This window comes from Hydrogenophaga aromaticivorans, assembly GCF_013387465.1.
Lineage (GTDB): Bacteria > Pseudomonadota > Gammaproteobacteria > Burkholderiales > Burkholderiaceae_C > Hydrogenophaga > Hydrogenophaga aromaticivorans.
In genome coordinates this window covers 159,419-176,898 of record NZ_VYGV01000015.1, presented here as the reverse complement: position 1 = coordinate 176,898, position 17,480 = coordinate 159,419, and the positions used below count along the sequence as shown (strand labels likewise).

At 67.4% G+C, this 17,480-nt stretch carries 14 protein-coding genes and 1 riboswitch; of the genes, 4 read left to right on the top strand and 10 right to left on the bottom strand.

Annotation, left to right across the window (positions count from 1 at the left end; genetic code table 11):
• Window positions 1-40: 40 nt before the first annotated feature.
• Window positions 41-646: a glutathione S-transferase family protein gene (locus tag F3K02_RS16150; RefSeq protein WP_177136654.1), complete on the bottom strand. Its 606-nt coding sequence runs from the start codon at window positions 644-646 to the stop codon at window positions 41-43.
• Between the two features lie 113 nt (window positions 647-759).
• Here F3K02_RS16150 and F3K02_RS16145 point away from each other — a divergent pair, with 113 nt between their 5' ends.
• The 3 genes from F3K02_RS16145 to F3K02_RS16135 all read left to right on the top strand — a co-directional run bounded on the left by F3K02_RS16145 (window position 760) and on the right by F3K02_RS16135 (window position 3,697).
• Window positions 760-1,728 (top strand): helix-turn-helix transcriptional regulator, encoded by a 969-nt coding sequence (locus F3K02_RS16145; protein WP_177136653.1) that lies wholly within the window; start codon window positions 760-762, stop codon window positions 1,726-1,728.
• A 214-nt stretch (window positions 1,729-1,942) separates the two neighbouring features.
• Window positions 1,943-2,776 (top strand): hypothetical protein, encoded by an 834-nt coding sequence (locus F3K02_RS16140; protein ID WP_177136652.1) that lies wholly within the window; start codon window positions 1,943-1,945, stop codon window positions 2,774-2,776.
• A gap of 543 nt (window positions 2,777-3,319) precedes the next feature.
• Window positions 3,320-3,697, top strand: coding sequence for a DUF2513 domain-containing protein (locus F3K02_RS16135; RefSeq protein WP_177136651.1), 378 nt, complete (start codon window positions 3,320-3,322; stop codon window positions 3,695-3,697).
• 99 nt (window positions 3,698-3,796) lie between these two features.
• On the opposite strand, the gene atzF is transcribed toward F3K02_RS16135, so the two are convergent.
• From atzF to F3K02_RS16090, 9 genes are all read right to left on the bottom strand, one after another.
• Entirely contained in the window at window positions 3,797-5,620 is a 1,824-nt protein-coding gene (atzF, locus tag F3K02_RS16130) for an allophanate hydrolase (RefSeq protein WP_177136650.1), read from the bottom strand.
• Between the two features lie 32 nt (window positions 5,621-5,652).
• On the bottom strand, window positions 5,653-9,273 hold the full coding sequence (uca, locus tag F3K02_RS16125) for an urea carboxylase (protein WP_177136649.1): 3,621 nt from the start codon (window positions 9,271-9,273) through the stop codon (window positions 5,653-5,655).
• A gap of 80 nt (window positions 9,274-9,353) precedes the next feature.
• Window positions 9,354-10,016: an urea amidolyase associated protein UAAP2 gene (locus F3K02_RS16120; protein ID WP_177136648.1), complete on the bottom strand. Its 663-nt coding sequence runs from the start codon at window positions 10,014-10,016 to the stop codon at window positions 9,354-9,356.
• Window positions 10,017-10,027: 11 nt separating this feature from the next.
• A complete protein-coding gene (locus F3K02_RS16115) occupies window positions 10,028-10,726 on the bottom strand; it encodes an urea amidolyase associated protein UAAP1 (RefSeq protein ID WP_425485614.1) in 699 nt (232 codons plus the stop codon).
• A gap of 150 nt (window positions 10,727-10,876) precedes the next feature.
• The gene (locus F3K02_RS16110; RefSeq protein ID WP_177136646.1) at window positions 10,877-11,731 is read right to left on the bottom strand and encodes an ABC transporter ATP-binding protein; all 855 of its coding nucleotides are present in this window, start codon (window positions 11,729-11,731) and stop codon (window positions 10,877-10,879) included.
• Window positions 11,732-11,735: 4 nt separating this feature from the next.
• Complete coding sequence (locus tag F3K02_RS16105; RefSeq protein ID WP_177136645.1) at window positions 11,736-12,614, bottom strand: ABC transporter permease; 879 nt, start codon at window positions 12,612-12,614, stop codon at window positions 11,736-11,738.
• Window positions 12,615-12,671: 57 nt separating this feature from the next.
• Window positions 12,672-12,793: riboswitch (guanidine-I (ykkC/yxkD leader) on the bottom strand.
• Between the two features lie 91 nt (window positions 12,794-12,884).
• A complete protein-coding gene (locus F3K02_RS16100; protein ID WP_177136644.1) occupies window positions 12,885-13,211 on the bottom strand; it encodes a hypothetical protein in 327 nt (108 codons plus the stop codon).
• Between the two features lie 78 nt (window positions 13,212-13,289).
• Complete coding sequence (locus tag F3K02_RS16095) at window positions 13,290-13,913, bottom strand: DUF6198 family protein (RefSeq protein ID WP_177136643.1); 624 nt, start codon at window positions 13,911-13,913, stop codon at window positions 13,290-13,292.
• A 70-nt stretch (window positions 13,914-13,983) separates the two neighbouring features.
• Complete coding sequence (locus F3K02_RS16090; RefSeq protein ID WP_177136642.1) at window positions 13,984-14,949, bottom strand: helix-turn-helix domain-containing protein; 966 nt, start codon at window positions 14,947-14,949, stop codon at window positions 13,984-13,986.
• A 131-nt stretch (window positions 14,950-15,080) separates the two neighbouring features.
• Here F3K02_RS16090 and tynA point away from each other — a divergent pair, with 131 nt between their 5' ends.
• Window positions 15,081-17,354: a primary-amine oxidase gene (gene tynA / locus F3K02_RS16085; protein WP_177136641.1), complete on the top strand. Its 2,274-nt coding sequence runs from the start codon at window positions 15,081-15,083 to the stop codon at window positions 17,352-17,354.
• Window positions 17,355-17,480: the final 126 nt, after the last annotated feature.

Below are 17,480 nucleotides of genomic sequence, written 5' to 3'. Positions count from 1 at the left end.
GCGCCGCCCGGATCGACCTCCGTGCTGACCGCACTTCGGGTCAGGCGTCGATCTGCATCGCCGGGCGTGCCTGCACCTTCTGCAGCCAGGCGTTCGTGGTCGGGTGCCCGGCCACCGGTGCACCCAGGTAGACGCTGTAGCCGATCACCGACGCCACGATCAGGTCGGCCAGCGTGTACGCATCGCCGAGCAACCAGGGCTTCTGGTTCAGGCGCCCGTCGAGCACGGTGAGCAGCTCGTCAAGGGCTTTGCGCGCTGCGGTTCCGTGCGCGTCGTCGGGCGTGCCCATGTCTTTCGCGGCCTGCATTCGCACCAGCTGCGCGCCGTAGGTCACGTAGGACCAGGTGCTCCATGACATGGCCTGAAGGTGTTCCGGCGTGCCGCCGGCCGGCCACAGGCCGCTCTGCACGCCATAGGTGTGGCCCAGCCACAGCTCGATGGCCAGCGCCTCGAACATCGGCGCGCCGTCCACCGTCAAGGTGGGCACCTTGCCATTGGGGTTCAGGGCCAGGAAGTCGGGCCGGCGCTGCTCGCCGGTGGTGATGTCGACCTTGACACGCTCGTGCGGCACGCCGAGTTCGGCGAGGGCGCAGGCGACCGGGGTGGCGCTGGACATGGGGTGCCAGTAGAGAACGATTTGGGGCATGTTGGGCTCCTTTGAGATGTGGGTGGCGGGCTCGACACCGTGCCGAACCCGTGGCCACAATGTCGCGCCCATTGCGGACAGTTCCGGCCCTCAATAAACGATAGAGTGCGAACATGCTTTCATCGTCCTCGCGCCTGCTGCGCGTCCTGTCGCTGCTGCAAACGCGCAGCCACTGGGCAGGCCCCGAGCTGGCCGAGCGGCTGGAGGTGCACCCGCGCACGCTGCGGCGCGACATCGACCGGCTGCGCCAGCTCGGCTACCCCATTCACGCCAGCAGCGGCGTGGCGGGCGGCTATGCGTTTCGCGCGGGGCAGTCGCTGCCGCCGCTGCTGCTGGACGACGAAGAGGCGCTGGCGGTGGCCATTGCCCTGCAGATCGCCGCGGCCGGCACCGTGAGCGGTGTGGAAGAAAGCTCGCTGCGCGCGCTGGTGAAACTGGAACAGGTGATGCCCACCCGCCTGCGCCGCCGCACGCACGCGCTGCGCTCGGCCATCGTGCCGGTGCAGCGCATGGGGCCGACCATTGATGCGGGCGTGCTGGCCACCCTGGCCACGGCCTGCCGCGACCAGCTGCAGGTGGGCTTCAGCTACCGCGACCTGCGCGGCCAGGCCAGCGTGCGCCAAGTGCAGCCGCACGGGCTGGTGCACACCGGCAACCACTGGTACCTCGTGGCCTGGGACCCGGCGCGCGACGACTGGCGCACCTTCCGCATCGACCGCGTGCAGGGCACACCCGGCACCGGCACGCACTTCGCACCGCGCCCGCCGCCCGCGGGCGACCTGCGCGCCTACGTTACCGGGGCCATGGCCGGCGTGCACCAGCAGGGCGACCAGGCGCGCGTGGTGCTGCACCAGCCGCGCGAGGTGATGGCGAAGACCATTCCCCCATCGGCCGCCACGCTGGAAGCGATTGACGACGCGCACTGCCTCATGCTCTGCGGCGCGGGCCAGCTGGACTCGCTGGTCTACTGGCTCATGGCGCTGGACGTGGACTTTGATGTGCTGGAGCCGCCCGTGCTCAAGGAGCGGCTGCGCCGGGCGAGTGAGCGCGTGGGGCGGAGCTTGGCGCGGGGTGGCGGGTGATGGTGAGGAAAAGAAGAGGTCGGTGGCCTGCTCTGGGTGTTGAACCGATGCGGCGAAAGGAGCAGGGTTCACAAGAAGGCTGCTCTCACTTGTGACGATAGTTGCATGAGCAGTCCAGAATTGGATCAAAAGGCGATCAATATCTGCTCATACGAAACCCTTTTCATGCAACCCCTTGCGCAGGCAGAGAATGTCATGCAAAATACACCCACTCATGACAGTCCACTACACGAATCGCCCAGAACTCACCATGATCGGTGGGCAGCTTTCGGCTGAGTACATCCTGGGGTTGAAGGCCGAGTTGGATCGGCTGCGCAAGCAGTGGGCCGAGTTGCCGGCGATCATCGACAAGCGCCAGAAGCTGTATGAAGCGGCCCTCCTGTTCGCGCCGGAGGGGTTCGATCCCGATGCGTCGGTTGAACCCATTGATGCCGGAGCTCAGGATGGCGAGGGTGTTGAAGAAGACGAGGAACCGAAGGCGGGGACGAGTGATGCTGGCTTCTCGATCGAAGTTGGGGGACCGGCTGACTTCGCTCTTTCCCCTACGGAGCATCACTCCTCGAAAACCACTTGGATATCGGCCGTGCGGGAAGTCTTAAAGCTGGTGGAGAAGGGCATACCTCACAAGGAGTTGTTGGTGCTCATCCGCCAAACACACCCGGAACTCCCCGTGTCGAACGGCGAGAAGGGGTTCTACAACGCGGTGTTCCGGCTGACCGAGCGAAAGGAACTGGTCAAGCAAGGCGGGCTTTTATATGCCACATCGGTTGTCCAAACGATGGAGGCGCGGGGTGAAAAGCTGCCTGAAGCCCCTGAGCACCAAGTTCGCCGGGGCAGTTCCGGCGAGATCGTGCTTGAAGTCTTGAAGGCATACCCGAATGGGCTCACTGGCCCGGAACTGCGCAAGGTGGTGTCGCAAATGCCGAACGCAGCCAAGAGTCTTCGGGAACACGGTCAGTACATATACAACATCCTGGCCACGCTTATGGGCACGGGTGCGGTAGTGAAGAACGGGGCCATCTACCAGCTCGCAAAGGAGGAGCCGTGAAGAGTGGTCCCGAAAAGGCGAAAACCCGGGTGGAGCCGGGTTTTCTGTTCCAACTTTGTCCGGGAAGGACGTGCAGCATGTGCACTTTGGTCATGCGGAGGGGAAAGATGCTTCAAAGAACCAACTCATCACCTGAGACCGCAATCACCTGACATTGGGATCAGGTGTGCGGATTGTAAGGCGGGCAGGCTTCGGCCTGTCCGTTTTTCCTCGGATGACCTTCAGGTCAGTGCTGTCGGCGCCACATCTGGTGGTGCTGATCCACGGCGCGGGCGCTTAGCCCGATACAGCCACCAACAAGTTCGCATTTTTTGAAGGTGCCCAACATGGCAACAAAGACTCCCCCGCGTAATGAAACCACCTCCGCCCGTGCCGCGACTGCGGCCAGTAAGGTGCTGTCCAACCCGAAGAGCAGCGCAGCGGCCAAGACCGCTGCTGCATCTGCCCTGACCCAGCGCGTTCCTTCCAAGAAGAATTAACTCTGCTGATTTGATCGACGCCGGGGGCTTAGTCCTTCGGCGTCTTTTTCGAGAAGGACAGAATATGAAAAGAGATTGGGACACCATGCGTTCGGTGTTGCTCGAAGTCGAGGCGCTATCACGAGAGGCTGCATCTAAGTTCGACTACTTCGCGCCATGGCATAGCGATGACCCGGAAGCCGTCCGGGCGGTGCATGCCCTGATGTTGGAGGAACACGGCTATCTTGGTGGCACTCGCTACCACACCCTGAGCGACGGCCAATACCTGAAGAATCCGGTGCTGACAATGACTGGCGCGGACCTCTTGGATTCGATACGCGAGCAAGGCGTTTGGAACAAGATGAAGTCCATCGCCAAGGAAAAGGGTGTCGGCCTAGCGTTCGATTCCATCGGTGGCCTCGCCAAGCTGGCTATCGGCCAGATGCTGGCCCCGACCGGCTGACGATCGAGCAGGTCGATAAATCTGCCCCTGCGAAGGTCTATTTGGATAACGGCAATACGCGGCATTGCGGTCGCTCGCGCCAAGAACGGGCATCGAAGCTCAGCCTTTCTGCGCCAACCAAGCTCGCCAGCTGCCCAGCGCCGTGATGTCGGTGCCGCCCTCTGCACCCAGCGCCTCGCACACGAAGCCACTGACCCACGAGCCATCCGCGAGCTTCACCTTGCCGATGCCCAGCGGCGCGGGGATGCCGTCGACGAAGCTGCCGAAGTGCTGGGCGGGCAGTTCCCAGACTTCCATCTCGATGGCGGCGCCGCCTTCGGCCACACGCACCATGCCGGGCCGCTGCACCGGGCCACCGGCGAGCGCGTAGAACCTGTATTCCGCCGCGGACTTCACCGCGCCCAGCAGCCGCGCGCCGCGCTGCGTGAGCTGCCAGTTGAGCGGCAGGCCGCTGAGGTGCGCGCCGCAGACCGCAACTTTCACCGTGCCGGCGCCGAGCGCGCTCTTGGGCACTTCGCCGATGGCGGGCGTGTCGGCCAGCAGCGCTGCGGTCGCGCCCAATGACAAGGCCTGTGCGCGGTGGAAGCGGTCGGCCAGGCGCAGCAGGGGAACGTCCTTGTGCGCCGGCGCGCCGAGCGTCACGCCCCAGGGAAGGCCGGCCGCGTCGCCGCTGGTCAACATGCCGGCGGGCACGGCGACGGCGCTGTAGTCCAGCAGGTTCATGAAGTTGGTGTAGTAGCCGAGGTTCGAATTCAGGCGGATCGGGTCGGCCTGCATCTCGGCGATCCGGTAGATCGTGCCAGCGGTGGGCGTGAGCAGGCAGTCAATGTCTTTCCACACGGCGTCGCATACGCGCTTGAGCGCCTTCAGCCGGTAGCTGGCCGCGAACGCATCGGCGGCGGTCTTGCCGCGCCCGCCTTCGATGATGGTGCGCACGGGCGGGAACACGGCTTCGGGTTGTGCGTCGATGAAGTCCTTGATGGCGACGTAGCGCTCGGCGACCCAGGGGCCTTCGTAGAGCAGGCGCGCGGCTTCGAGGAAGGGGGTGAGGTCCACCTCGACCGCGGTGCCGCCGAGGGCCTTCAGGCGTTCGATGGATGCTTCGAACAATCCGTGCGCGGCGGTGTTGCCGAAGAAGGCCAGGTCCTGCGCGCGCGGTACGCCGAAGCGGAACGGGCCGGCCGAGAAGTCCACGCCGAAGGGTTCGGCCTTCCGGCTGAAAGCGTCGGCTTCGTCGGGCACCGCGGCCACGGCCAGCACGGCCTGCGCGTCGGCGGCGGTGAGCGCGAAGATGGACACGGTGTCCACCGTCCTGCAGGCCGGCACCACCCCGGTGGCCGAGAGCAGGCCGATGGTGGGTTTGAGGCCCACGAGGTTGTTGAAGCTGGCGGGCACGCGGCCCGAGCCGGCGGTGTCGGTGCCCAATGAAAAACTCACCCAGCCTTTGGCCACGCTCACGGCCGAGCCGGAGCTGGACCCGCCCGAGACGAAGGCGGGGTTGAAGGCGTTCTGGCACGCGCCGTAGGGCGAGCGGGTGCCGTTGAGGCCGGTGGCGAACTGGTCGAGGTTGGTCTTGCCCAGCGGCACCGCGCCCGCCGCCAGCAGTTGCTGGATCAGGAAGGCGCTCTCGCCCGGGGTGTAGGCGAACTGTGGGCAGCCCGCGGTAGTGGGGATGTGCGCGAGGTCGATGTTGTCCTTGAGCGCGAAGGGCACGCCGTAGAGCGGCAGGCTCGCCGGGTCCACGCCGTCGAGCCGCGCGAGGAAGGGTTCGATCTCGGCGTCGGTGAGGCGGTGGATGAAGGCGTGGTGGGTGTCGCTGGCGCAGCGACGTTTGGCTTCGGCGATCACGGCACGCACGGTGACGCCGCTGGCGTAGGCGGCCTGCAGGTTCGCGATGTCGAAAGAGAGGGTGCTCAGGTTCATGTTGGGCTCCTTGAATGTTTTTTGAATGGCAGTCAGATGGCTTCGTCGATCAGCACGAGCACGTTCTGCCCCGCGGCCACCGAGCCGCCCTGGGCGCACATGAGCCGGTGCACGGTGGCGCTGGCGGGCGCGAGCAGGTTGAACTCCATCTTCATGGACTCGATCACCATCAACACGTCGCCGGCCTGCACCTGCTGGCCCTCGCTCACCGCAACCTTCCACACGTTGCCGGGCACGCTGGTGGCGATCAGGCGGCCGCCTTCGGGCAGGTCGATCTCGCTGTCGGGGCCGGCCGCTTCCACGTCGGCCTCGCTCGCCACCTCGGCCAGGCCGGCGGCGGCCCAGCGCTCGCGCTCGGCTTCAAACGCCACCTGCTGCGTGGCCTTGAAGGCGGCGATGCTGGCGGCGTTGTCGGCCAGGAAATGGCGGTAGTCCTTCAGGCTGAAGCTGCCCGCTTCGGTGCGCAGTGCGTAGCCGCCGTGCGGGAAGTCGGCGCGGATGCGCAGCAGCTCGTCCTGGCTCACGGGATAAAAGCGGATCTGGTCGAAGAAGCGCAGCAGCCAGGGCTGCTCGAACACCGAGCCGGGCTCGCCGTGGCGCCAGCGGTTCCACATCTGCAGCGTGCGGCCCACGAACTGGTAACCGCCGGGGCCTTCCATGCCGTAGACGCAGAGGTAGGCGCCGCCGATGCCCACGGCGTTCTCCGGCGTCCAGGTGCGCGCGGGGTTGTACTTGGTGGTCACGAGGCGCTGGCGCGGGTCCAGCGGCGTGGCCACCGGCGCGCCCAGGTACACGTCGCCCAGGCCGAGCACGAGGTAGGGCGCCTCGAACACGATCTTGAACACCTCGTCGATGCTGTCGAGCCCGTTGATGCGGCGGATGAACTCGATGTTGCTCGGGCACCAGGGCGCGTCGGGCCGCACCGATTGCATGTACTTCTCGATGGCCAGCTTTGTCTGTGGGTCGTCCCACGACAGCGGCAGGTGCACGGTGCGGCTGGGCACCACCATGTCGTCCACCGGCGGCAGCGCGGCCTCGGTGGCGATCAGCACTTGCAGCAGCGCGTCGCGGGCGATCAGCGCCGGGTCGAAATGCACCTGCAGCGAGCGGATGCCGGGCGTCATGTCGATGATGCCCGGCAGCTGGCCCGCGGCCTGCAGGTCCTTCAGCGCCGTCATCAGCACGTGCACGCGCAGGCGCAGTTCGATGTCCAGCACCAGCGGGCCGAACTCCAGCAGCACGTAGCGGTCGCCGGCCTGGCGCACCAGCATGGCGGGCACGTCTTCGCGCGCCGGGTCTTCAAAGATCACGGGTGTGGTGTGGGCCGCTGCGTCGTCGCTCGGCGTCGCGGGCAGCGCGCCGGCCAGGGAAGACAGCGCAGCCTCCACCGCCGCTTCGCGTTCGCCCGCCTGCGCCAGTGAGAGCCGGTGGAAGCGCACCGTGTCGCCCGGGCGCAGCTGGCCCAGCTTCCACAGCTCGGCGTTCACCACCACGGCCGGGCAGACGAAGCCACCGAGGCTGGGGCCGTCGGGCCCGAGGATCACGGGCATGTCGCCGGTGAAGTCGATCGCGCCGATGGCGTAGGCGTTGTCGTGGATGTTCGACGGGTGCAACCCCGCCTCGCCGCCGTCGGCCCGCGCCCACTGGGGCCGGGGGCCGATCAGGCGCACGCCCGTGCGGCTGCTGTTGTGGTGCACCTTCCAGTCGGTGGCGAAGAAGGTGGCGATGTCGTCGGGCTGGAAGAAGTCGGGCGCGCCGTGGGGGCCGTAGAGCACGCCCACGTCCCAGTGGTGACCGTAGGTGGGGATCAGCGCGGCGGGTGTGGCCGCCGCCACCGGCGTGGCCGTGCCCGCGAGGTGCAGCACATCGCCCGCGCGCAGGTGCCGCCCTGCATGGCCGCCGAACTGGCCGAGCGTGAAGGTGCTGCGGCTGCCCAGGTAGGCCGGCACGTCCAGCCCGCCGGCCACGGCCAGCGCGAGGCGCACGCCGGCTTCGGTGCGGCCCACGGTCAGCGTGCTGCCCGCGTTCACAAGAAGCGCCTGCCACATCGCCACCGGCTGGCCGTCCAGCGTGAGCTTCACCGGCGCGCCGGTCACTGCGACCACGGCGTCGGTGTTGAAGCGCAGCGTGGGGCCGGCGAGCGTGATCTCCAGCGCGGCGGCGTCGGGCGCATTGCCCACCAGCTGGTTCGCGAGGCGGTGCGCGTAGGCGTCCATCGGGCCGCTGGGCGGCACGCCCACGTCCCAGTAGCCGGTGCGGCCCGGCCAGTCCTGCACACTGGTCTGCACGCCCGGCTCCAGCACCTCGATGGTCGCGGGCCGGTACTCGAAGCTGTTGAGGAAGCGCGTGACCTGCCGGCCTTCGCGGAACACCGCGCTGCGCACCACCTGGCGCAGGTAGCCCAGGTTGGTTTCGATGCCGGCCAGGCGCGTCGCGTCCAGCGCGGCTTCCATCTTCAGCAGCGCCTGTTCGCGCGTGTCGGCGGTGACGATGAGCTTGGCCAGCATCGGGTCGTACCAGGCGGGCACCTCGGTGCCGCGTTCGACCCAGCCGTCCACGCGCGCGTCGGCAGGGAACACCACCTCGGTGAGCAGGCCCGCGCAGGGCTGGAAGTTACGCGCCGGGTCTTCGGCGTAGAGCCGCACCTGGATCGACGCGCCGCGCAGCACCGGTTGCAGCGTGGCCAGCGGCGGCAGGTCGCCCGCGGCGAGCTGCAGCATCCAGGCCACGAGGTCCACGCCGCTCACCTGCTCGGTCACGCCGTGCTCCACCTGCAGGCGCGTGTTCACCTCCAGAAAGTAGAAGGCGCCGGTGGCCGCGTCGTAGACGAACTCCACCGTGCCGGCCGAGCGGTAGTCCACCGCCTGCGCCAGCCGCACGGCGGTGGCGTGCAGCTCGCTGCGTTGCGCGTCGCTCAGGCCCGGCGCCGGGGTTTCTTCGATCACCTTCTGGTTGCGCCGCTGCACCGAGCAATCGCGCTCGCCCAGCGCGATCACGCCGCCCGCGCCGTCGCCAAACACCTGCACCTCGATGTGGCGCGCCTGCTCCACGTACTTTTCCAGGAACAGGCCGGCGTCCTTGAAGTTGGCCTGCGCGAGGCGGCCCACGTTCTCGAACGCGTCGGCGAGTTCGGCGGCGTTCCACACCAGCCGCATGCCGATGCCGCCGCCGCCCGCCGTGCTCTTGAGCATCACCGGGAAGCCGATGCGCTGTGCCTCGGTCTGTGCCTGCGCGAGGTCGCCGAGCAGCCCCGAGCCCGGCAACAGCGGAACGCCGCGCGCCTGCGCCAGATCACGCGCCGTGTGCTTCAAACCAAAGGCGCGCATCTGTGCCGGCGTAGGGCCGATGAAGGCGATGCCCGCGGCCTCGCAGGCTTCGGCGAAACCCGGGTTTTCCGACAGGAAACCGTAGCCGGGGTGGATGGCCTGCGCGCCGCAGTCTTGCGCGATCTGCAGGATGCGGTCGGCGCGCAGGTAGCTCTCTGCCGCGGGCGCCGGGCCGAGCAGGTAGGCCTCGTCGGCTTCGCGCACATGGCGCGCCTGCGCGTCGGCTTCGGAATACACGGCCACGCTCTGCACGCCCAGTGCTTTGAGCGTGCGGATGATGCGGCAGGCGATGGCGCCGCGGTTGGCAATCAGGACCTTGCTGAACATGGAGTCTCCGGGGCAGGCCGTCCTGCAAATGGGGCTGGAAGCTGCGGGCCGTCCCGCAGCAGCGGTTCACACAAGATCGTTCAGACCGGGTCCCACACGATGAGCTGGATGGGGGTGGGGTTGTACGCGTTGCAGGGGTTGTTCAGCTGCGGGCAGTTGCTGATCAGCACCCACACGTCCATCTCGGCGCGCATCTCCACGTACTTGCCCGGGCCGGACACGCCGTCGTCGAACTTCAGGTCGCCGCTGTCCGTCACCGGCACGTTCATGAAGAAGTTGATGTTGGGCACCAGGTCGCGCTTGGTCAGGCCCATGTCGGCGCGCTGCAGGGCGATCAGGTAGTTGTCGCGGCAGCTGTGCATGTACTTTTTCTGCAGCGCGTAGCGCACGGTGTTGCTCTCGGCCGCGCAGGCGCCGCCGAGCGTGTCGTGGCGGCCGCAGGTGTCGGCCACGATGGTGAGCATGGGCCGGCCGTCGTTGCTGCGGATGACGGAGCCGGTGGTCAGGTAGATGCCACCTTGGTGGACCATGGTGTCGGTCGCGCTGTAGTGCTCGGCCAGGTCGTCGCGGTTGTAGAAGATCACGTCGGCGGCCTGGTTGCCTTCGAGGTCGACGATGCGCAGGGTCTGGCCTTTGTTGACGGCGAACAGGATGGGCTCGCCCGCGGGGTGGCGCTGGTTCAGCACGGCGTGGGCCGGGTCCAGCTGGCTCTCCAAGATGCGGATGTCGGTGGCGGTGTTCATCGTGGGTCTCCTCACAGGTACAACATGTCGCTGTTGTGCAAAGCGCGCGCGTTTTCCGGTCGGAAGGCGCGGCAGAAGTCTTGTGCCGGCGCCGCGCCGCAACGCCAGGCCACGAGCCCCACCTTCTTCGGCGCGTAGACCGGCGACGGGTCCAGCGCATGCGGCGCGCTGGACACGGCCAGGATCACGTCCATGTCGAAGCGCAGTTCCACAAAATCGCCCGACTTCGCGTGGTCGGCCGCGAAGCCGAAGCGACCCTGCGCATCCACGCTCACCTTGCTGAACAGGTTCACCGGCGCGATCAGGTCGCGCCGAGTCAGACCGTATTTGCCGATCTCGATCAGCAGGCCGTCCTTGCCGGAGCGGTACATGGCGTTGCGGGCCTGCTCGTAGCGCTGCTCGCCGTATTTCTTAGCCATCAGCTCGTTGTCGAGCAGGGCGCCCAGCGGGTCGTGCCAGCCCAGGCTGTCGGCCGTGACGCTGGCCATGCTGCGGCCCATGTCGCTCATGAGTACATGGCCCCGGGTGTAGTGCGCGGTGTGCTGCGCCTTCAGGCTGTCGGGCATGTTGTAGCGCTCCAGCTTCTCTTGCGCGCTGTAGAGCACCAGGCTCAGGTTGGCGCCCGCATCCAGCGCCACGAAGCGGATTCCGCTGCCGCGTGGCATGCGCCAGCTCCAGTGGCTGCCGCCGGGCAGCACCTCGCTCCACATCACTTTGTCGGTGTCCACGCCAGCCAGCGCGGGCGCGGGGAAACGTTGCCAGAAGGCGGGCGCGTCCACCGGCGCGGCCTGCGGCGGGTTGGGCAAGACGGTGGTCAGCGGGTCGGGGATGTCATTGAGGTTCATGGGGTCTCCAGGGGTTCAGGCGGGCTCGCTCACCGCGCCGCTCAGGCGCTGCAGCTGTTCCAGGTCGGTCTTCATGCCCGAGGTCTCGCGGATGCGTTCCAGGATGTCGCGCTTCAAGCGCACGAACTCGGGCGCGAACTTGAGGTCTTGCGTGCGCTGGTCGCCAAAGGGCACCTCGTAGATCGTGTCGATGCGGCCCGGGCGCGGCGCCATCAGCACCACGCGGCTGCCGAGGTAGAGCGCTTCCTCCACGTCGTGCGTCACGAAAACGATGGTGGCTTTCTCCAGCCGGTGCACGTAGCGGATCAGGTCGTGCATCACCTCGCGCGTCTGCGCGTCCAGCGCGCCGAAGGGCTCGTCCATCAGCACGATGTCGGGCCGGCCCATGAGCGCGCGCGCGATCGCCACGCGCTGCTGCATGCCGCCCGAAAGCTGGTTGGGCCAGGCGCCGGCCGAAGCCTGCAGGCCCATCAGGCGCAGCAGCGCGTCGGCCCGGCCCGAGGCGGCTTCCACGTCGCTGGAGCTGCGGTCTTGCGTGTGCGCCGCGAGCTGGCGGCAGAACTTGATGTTCTCCATCACCGTCATCCAGGGGTAGAGGCTGTAGTGCTGGAACACCATGGCGCGGTCGATGCCCGGGCCGGACACGGGCCGGTTGTCCACCAGCAGCTCACCGCTGGTCTGTGTTTCGAGCCCGCCGATGGTGCGCAGCAGCGTGCTCTTGCCGCAGCCCGACGCGCCCACGAAGGTGACGAACTCGTTGGCGCCGATGTCCAGGTCCACGTTCTCCAGCGCGTGTGTGGGCGCGCCGTCGAATTGTTTGGTGAGGCCGCGGATGGAGATCTTGGGCAGGGTGGTGATGGGAGTGTTCATCGCTTCAGCCTTTCAGATAGAGCCAGGGGAAGGCGCGGCGGTGCAGCCAGCGGAACAGCTGGTCCGTCACCAGCCCGATGAGGCCGATGACGATGATTCCGGCGAAGATGGTGTCGGTCTGCAGGAAGCGCTGCGCGCGCAGGATGGCGTAGCCCAGGCCCGAGTTCGCGGCCACCAGCTCGGCGACGACCAGGTAGGTCCAGGCCCAGCCCATGGTGATGCGCAGCGTGTCGAGCAGCGCCGGCTTGGCGCTGGGCAGGATCACCTTTTCAATCAGTTCGCGGCGGTTCGCGCCCATGGTCTGCGCCGCCTCCACCTGCGCGGCCGGCACGCGGCGCACGTCTTCCGCCACCATCAGCACCATCTGGAAAAAGGTGCCGATGAAGATGATCGCGATCTTGGAACCCTCGTCGATGCCCACCCACAGCATCACCAGCGGAATGAAGGCCACCGCGGGCATGTAGCGGATCAGGTCGGTCAGCGGCTCCAGCAGCGCCTGCACCGAGCGGAACGAACCGATCAGCAGTCCCAGCGGCAGCGCGATCACCGCCGAGAGCACGAAGCCCGCCACCACGCGGTAGACGCTGATGCCCATGTCTTCCAGCAGGCCGGTCTCGGTGGCCCATTCCCAGGTCTTGGTCAGCACCGCCGTGGGCGAAGGCAGGAAGGTCGGGTCCATGCCGCCCCAGGCGGCGAGCGCGGCCCACATCAGCAGCGGGGTGATCAGGCCGGTGAGCGCCAACGCCCAGTAGGCGCGGCGCGAAATGCCGGCGCGCACCGTCCAGAAGCCGGTGCGCCGTGGCGGGCGTGCAGAAACAACGGCGCCGAGCGCTCCGGCGCGGGCCGGTGGCGGAATGGGTGCGGGCGGAGGAAGCTGGGACATGCGGGGCTCCTGACGGGGGACAAACAGCGAGAGAGGCTCGTGCGCAAGCAGCGAAGCATCTCCCGGGCTTTTGTCCCTCCGTGGAGCCACACGATCGTGGCCGACTGCTCTCGGACCAGACAGCTCAGACGGCTTCTCAAGTGAAGTGGTCTGGGCCCGGAACCCTAGCGGTCTTCAAGGCAGCGAATCACCGTTTTGGTGCACTCGCCTCTCTGGGTTTCTTGGTTAGCAGGTTTGGTGCCAGGGGCCGGCAGAGCATCGAAATGCCCATTACTTGAGTTCCGGACAGATCACCCGCCGAGCGGCGAACACGATCGCAGCGGATAGATCGTCCCCGAAGAACGCTGCGAGGTTGGCCTGGGTGGCGTCGAAATCGGCCTTGCCGATCCGGACCCAGGTACACACCTCTTCGCCCCAGCGGGCGTGTTCGCCCGGTGGCGCGTCGCGGACGGCCTCCATGGCCTCTGTGGTTTTCACCTGGCTCTTGAGCAAGGCGTTGAACTGTTCGATCTGCTCGGGTGTGGCGCTGTGGGCCGAGGCGGCGAACATACCGTGAAGGAGACCGATCGACAGGAGACGGGCAAGGCGAGATGGCATGGTGGCACTCCCTGGATATGGAATCAACGCCACAGTGTGCCTTGGCACCGCGGTCTGGTCGATGCGGTGTGGCACCGCTCACACCCCCAGGTACCGCCCCGGCCGGTGGTTGAGCGCGAGGATGGCGCCGATGGCCACCGCGCCCACCACCGACTGCGCCACCTGCATGGGCGGCAGCACCCAGAACGCCGCGAGCACGACGACCAGATCGACACACATCTGCACCTTGCCGGCGCTGAAACCTTTGGCCTGTTGCAGCCATTGCGCGAGGATGTTGACGCCGCCCACGCTGGCCTGGTGGCGCAGCAGGGCGAGCAGCCCGAAGCCGATCAGAAAGCCACCGAGCACCGAGGCGACCCAGGGGTTGAGCAGCTCGAAGCGCACCACCTTGGGCGCCAGCGTGGTGCAGGCGGACACGAGGGCGACGGCGCCGAAGCTCTTGAAGGTGAACGCCGGGCCGAGCCGGTACCAGGAGAGCACGAAAATCGGCAGGCTGAACAGGAAGAAGAACAGGCCGAAGGGCAGGCCGCTGGCGTAGCTGGCGAGGAAGGCCACGCCCGCCACGCCACCGGTCAGCAGGCCAGCGTGGCCAAACATGGTCATGCCGAGTGCGACGAAAAGCGAGCCGGCGATGAGCGCGTGGGTGTCGTCGAACCAGGAGTGGGAGGCGGGGGCGGGCGCAAGGGGTGTGGTGGGGGTCATGGTGTCGGCACAAGCATGGGGCGTGCCGTGGCGGCGGTTCGGCCGTGTGGCCTCCCGGCGCGCCCCACCCTCAGGCCGTCAGAGGTTCCCTGGCCGCCGCCGCGCTGCGCGTTGCCGACGGCAGCTCGCCGAACAGGGCCTTGTAGTCGCTCGCGAAGCGCGAGGGGTGCCAGAAGCCCCAGCGCGCCGCCACGTCGCCCACGGGCGCCGCCCGGTTCTGGCGCAGTTCGCTGCGCACCTGGTTGAGGCGCATGGCGCGCAAGTAGGTGACGGGGCTGATCTGCATGACCTCCTCAAACGCGTACTGCAGCGCGCGTCGCGAGCTGCCGATGGCCTGGCAGAGGTCGGGCACGGCGATCACTTCGTGGGCGTGCGCCTGCATGTACTGGCGCGCGCGGGCGACGATGCGGCGGCGGCTGGCGGCCGAGGCGGGCAGCGCACCCGTCGGATCGCCCGAGCGCAGGTTGGCGAGCAGGGCGTCGCAGAGCGAGAGCGCGAGCATGCGGCGCGAGGCAGGGTGGGCGCTGAGCTCGCTCGGGTTTTGCGCGAGCCGCAGGGCGGCGTTGAGCAGCAGACCGTATTCGGTGCGGGCGGCGCTCGTGGGCTTGAGCAACAGGGGCACCGGGGGCAACTCAGCCTCGGAGCCGTCCACCTGGGCCACCAGCTCGCGCAGCGCCGCCAGGTCGACCGAGAGCGCGAGGATCTGCATGTCGGCGCTGGCCACGAGATCGAACTCGCCTTGAGAAGACACGCCGATGAGCTGTTCGCCCTGCAGGCGGTGGCCACCGAACCAGCCGGGCGATTGCCCGGCGCGCACGAGGGCGACGGAGACGCGGTTGGCGCAGACGCGGCCGGCCTGCATGACGGTCTGGTTGGCCCGTTCGGCAAACACCTGCACCGGGCCCACGCGCAGTTCGTCCACCTCGCCCTCGAAGCGCCCGGCCGAGAGCTGTTCGTAGCGCTGGTCCCAGTCGGGCAGGCTGGCGGCCTGCTCGCCGGCGTCGCGTGCACGTTTGTGGGAGTGATCGAAGTTCATGCCGGGCCGCGATGCAAGTTGTGCGCCATTGTTGAACCGGGCGCAGATTTGCCAAATACGGATAACCCCTCGGTACCGGGTCGCCCTAAGGTGCGGGCCTTGTCTGACCCCGCTTCACGAGGAACCCCGCCATGACCACCCGCTCCCTTCCCCTGGCACTGAGTGCCGTCGCCCTGGCCGCCGCCGCGCTGTGGTCGCCCCAGGCGCTGGCGCACGGCGCTGCCGCCAAGATGGTGCCGCTGAAAAAGGCCGCCAAAGACTTCAACGCCACGGTGCAGTGGGACAGCTATGCCCAGGTGTTCACGCTCTCGCGCAACAGCACCCTGGTGCGCGTGAAGCCGGGCGCGAAGACGGCGCAGGTGAACGGCGCGCCGCTGCGGCTGGGCGTGCCGGTGGTGCTGCGCAAGGGCACGCCGTATGTGGCGGCCGACTTTTTCCAGCAGGTGTTCCAGTCGGGCCTGGACAAGACCTTCGTGGTCGAGCGCAAGCCCAACCCGCTGAACCCGCTGACGGCGGACGAGATCCAGGCGACGCTGGAGGTGCTGAAGGCCTCGGGCCAGTTCAAGCCCGGCCACCGCTTCACCGAGATCGTGCTCAAGGCACCACCGAAAGACCAGGTGTGGGCACACGCACTGGAAGGCATGCCGGTGCAGGCGCCGCGCCAGGCGGCGTTCGTGATCCTCGACGGCCGCAAGCTGATCGAGGGCACGGTGGACCTGGCCTCGAAGAAGCTCTTGCAGTGGCAGCCCGTGGAGGGCGCACACGGCATGGTGCTGATCGACGATTTCGGTGCGGTGCAGGCGGCCATCGAGGCCAGCCCGGAATACGCCAAGGCGCTGGCGCAACGGGGCATCAACGACGTGAAGAAGGTGGTGGCCACGCCGCTGACCGTGGGCTACTTCGACGGCAAGGACGGGCTGCAGCAGCAGGCGCGCCTGCTCAAGGTGGTGAGCTACCTCGACGTGGGCGACAACAACTACTGGGCACACCCGATCGAGAACCTGGTGGCGGTGGTGGACCTGGAGCAGAAGAAGGTGATCAAGATCGAGGACGCGGGCGTGATCCCGGTGCCGATGAAGCCCACGCCCTACGACGGCAGCGACCGCAAGGCCAGCGCACCGCACAAGCCGCTGCACATCACCGAGCCCGAGGGCAAGAACTACACCATCAGCGGCAACACGCTGACCTGGCGCAACTGGGCGTTCCACATCGGCCTGAACTCGCGCACCGGCCTCACGCTCTCCACCGTGACCTACAACGACAAGGGCACACCGCGCAAGGTGCTCTACGAGGGCACGCTGGGCGGCATGATCGTGCCCTACGGTGACCCGGACGTGGGCTGGTATTTCAAGGCCTACCTCGACTCGGGCGAGTACGGCATGGGCACGCTCACCTCGCCCATCGAGGCCGGCAAGGACGCGCCGCAGAACGCGGTCTACCTCGACGCAACCATCGCCGATTTCACCGGCGCACCGATGACGATCCCCAACGCGATCGCCGTGTTCGAGCGCTACGCCGGCCCCGAGTACAAGCACCAGGAAATGGGCAAGCCCAACATCAGCGCCGAGCGTCGCGAGCTGGTGGTGCGCTGGATCAGCACGGTGGGCAACTACGACTACATGTTCGACTGGGTGTTCGCCGAGAACGGCACCATCGGCATCAACGCGGGTGCCACCGGCATCGAGGCGGTGAAGGGTGTGAAGAGCCGCACCATGGCCGATCCCAGCGCCGCCGAAGACACGAAATACGGCACGCTGCTGGACCACAACATCGTGGGCACCACACACCAGCACATCTACAACTTCCGCCTCGACCTGGACGTGGACGGCGAACAGAACTCGCTCACCGAGGTGGATCCGGTGGTGGCGCCCAACACCGCGGGCGGACCCCGCACCAGCACCATGCAGACCACGCTACGCACGGTGGCGACCGAGAAGCAGGCGGCGCAGAAGTTCGACCCGTCCACGATCCGGCTGCTGAGCAACGGCAGCAAGACCAACAAGGTGGGCAACCCGGTGTCGTACCAGCTGATCCCCTACGCGGGCGGCACACACCCGGTGGCCAAGGGCGCCAACTTCGGCAAGGACGAGTGGATCTACAACCGCCTGAACTTCATGGACAAGCAGATCTGGGTGACGCGCTACAACGAGGACGAAAAATTCCCCGAGGGCAAGTTCCCCAACCGCTCCAGCAAGGACACCGGGCTGGGCCAGTTCAGCGCCGACGACCAGGCCATCGTGAACGCCGACAACGTGGTCTGGCTGACCACGGGCACCACGCACGTGGCGCGCGCCGAAGAGTGGCCGATCATGCCGACCGAGTGGGTCAACGTGCTGCTCAAGCCCTGGAACTTCTTCAGCGAGACCCCGACGCTGGGGCTGGTGCCGACCCCGAAGGCGAAGTAAACGTCTCCCTCAACCCACCCGACAGGCCCTTCGCGGGCCTGTCGACATTGGGTGACACGCTGCAGCATTTGGACACCTTTGCGCATCGTGCGTTGACACAACCGCCCTACATTGCGCTCCACACAA

Excerpts from the sequence above, each read along its gene's own strand:
- F3K02_RS16105 (WP_177136645.1), bottom strand. The coding sequence starts at position 12,614 with ATGTCCCAGCTTCCTCCGCCCGCACCCATTCCGCCACCGGCCCGCGCC.
- F3K02_RS16135 (WP_177136651.1), top strand. The coding sequence starts at position 3,320 with ATGAAAAGAGATTGGGACACCATGCGTTCGGTGTTGCTCGAAGTCGAG.
- F3K02_RS16120 (WP_177136648.1), bottom strand. The coding sequence starts at position 10,016 with ATGAACACCGCCACCGACATCCGCATCTTGGAGAGCCAGCTGGACCCG.
- uca (WP_177136649.1), bottom strand. The coding sequence starts at position 9,273 with ATGTTCAGCAAGGTCCTGATTGCCAACCGCGGCGCCATCGCCTGCCGC.
- F3K02_RS16115 (WP_425485614.1), bottom strand. The coding sequence starts at position 10,726 with ATGTGGAGCGAGGTGCTGCCCGGCGGCAGCCACTGGAGCTGGCGCATG.
- F3K02_RS16095 (WP_177136643.1), bottom strand. The coding sequence starts at position 13,913 with ATGACCCCCACCACACCCCTTGCGCCCGCCCCCGCCTCCCACTCCTGG.
- F3K02_RS16090 (WP_177136642.1), bottom strand. The coding sequence starts at position 14,949 with ATGAACTTCGATCACTCCCACAAACGTGCACGCGACGCCGGCGAGCAG.
- F3K02_RS16110 (WP_177136646.1), bottom strand. The coding sequence starts at position 11,731 with ATGAACACTCCCATCACCACCCTGCCCAAGATCTCCATCCGCGGCCTC.
- F3K02_RS16100 (WP_177136644.1), bottom strand. The coding sequence starts at position 13,211 with ATGCCATCTCGCCTTGCCCGTCTCCTGTCGATCGGTCTCCTTCACGGT.
- F3K02_RS16150 (WP_177136654.1), bottom strand. The coding sequence starts at position 646 with ATGCCCCAAATCGTTCTCTACTGGCACCCCATGTCCAGCGCCACCCCG.
- F3K02_RS16140 (WP_177136652.1), top strand. The coding sequence starts at position 1,943 with ATGACAGTCCACTACACGAATCGCCCAGAACTCACCATGATCGGTGGG.
- atzF (WP_177136650.1), bottom strand. The coding sequence starts at position 5,620 with ATGAACCTGAGCACCCTCTCTTTCGACATCGCGAACCTGCAGGCCGCC.
- tynA (WP_177136641.1), top strand. The coding sequence starts at position 15,081 with ATGACCACCCGCTCCCTTCCCCTGGCACTGAGTGCCGTCGCCCTGGCC.
- F3K02_RS16145 (WP_177136653.1), top strand. The coding sequence starts at position 760 with ATGCTTTCATCGTCCTCGCGCCTGCTGCGCGTCCTGTCGCTGCTGCAA.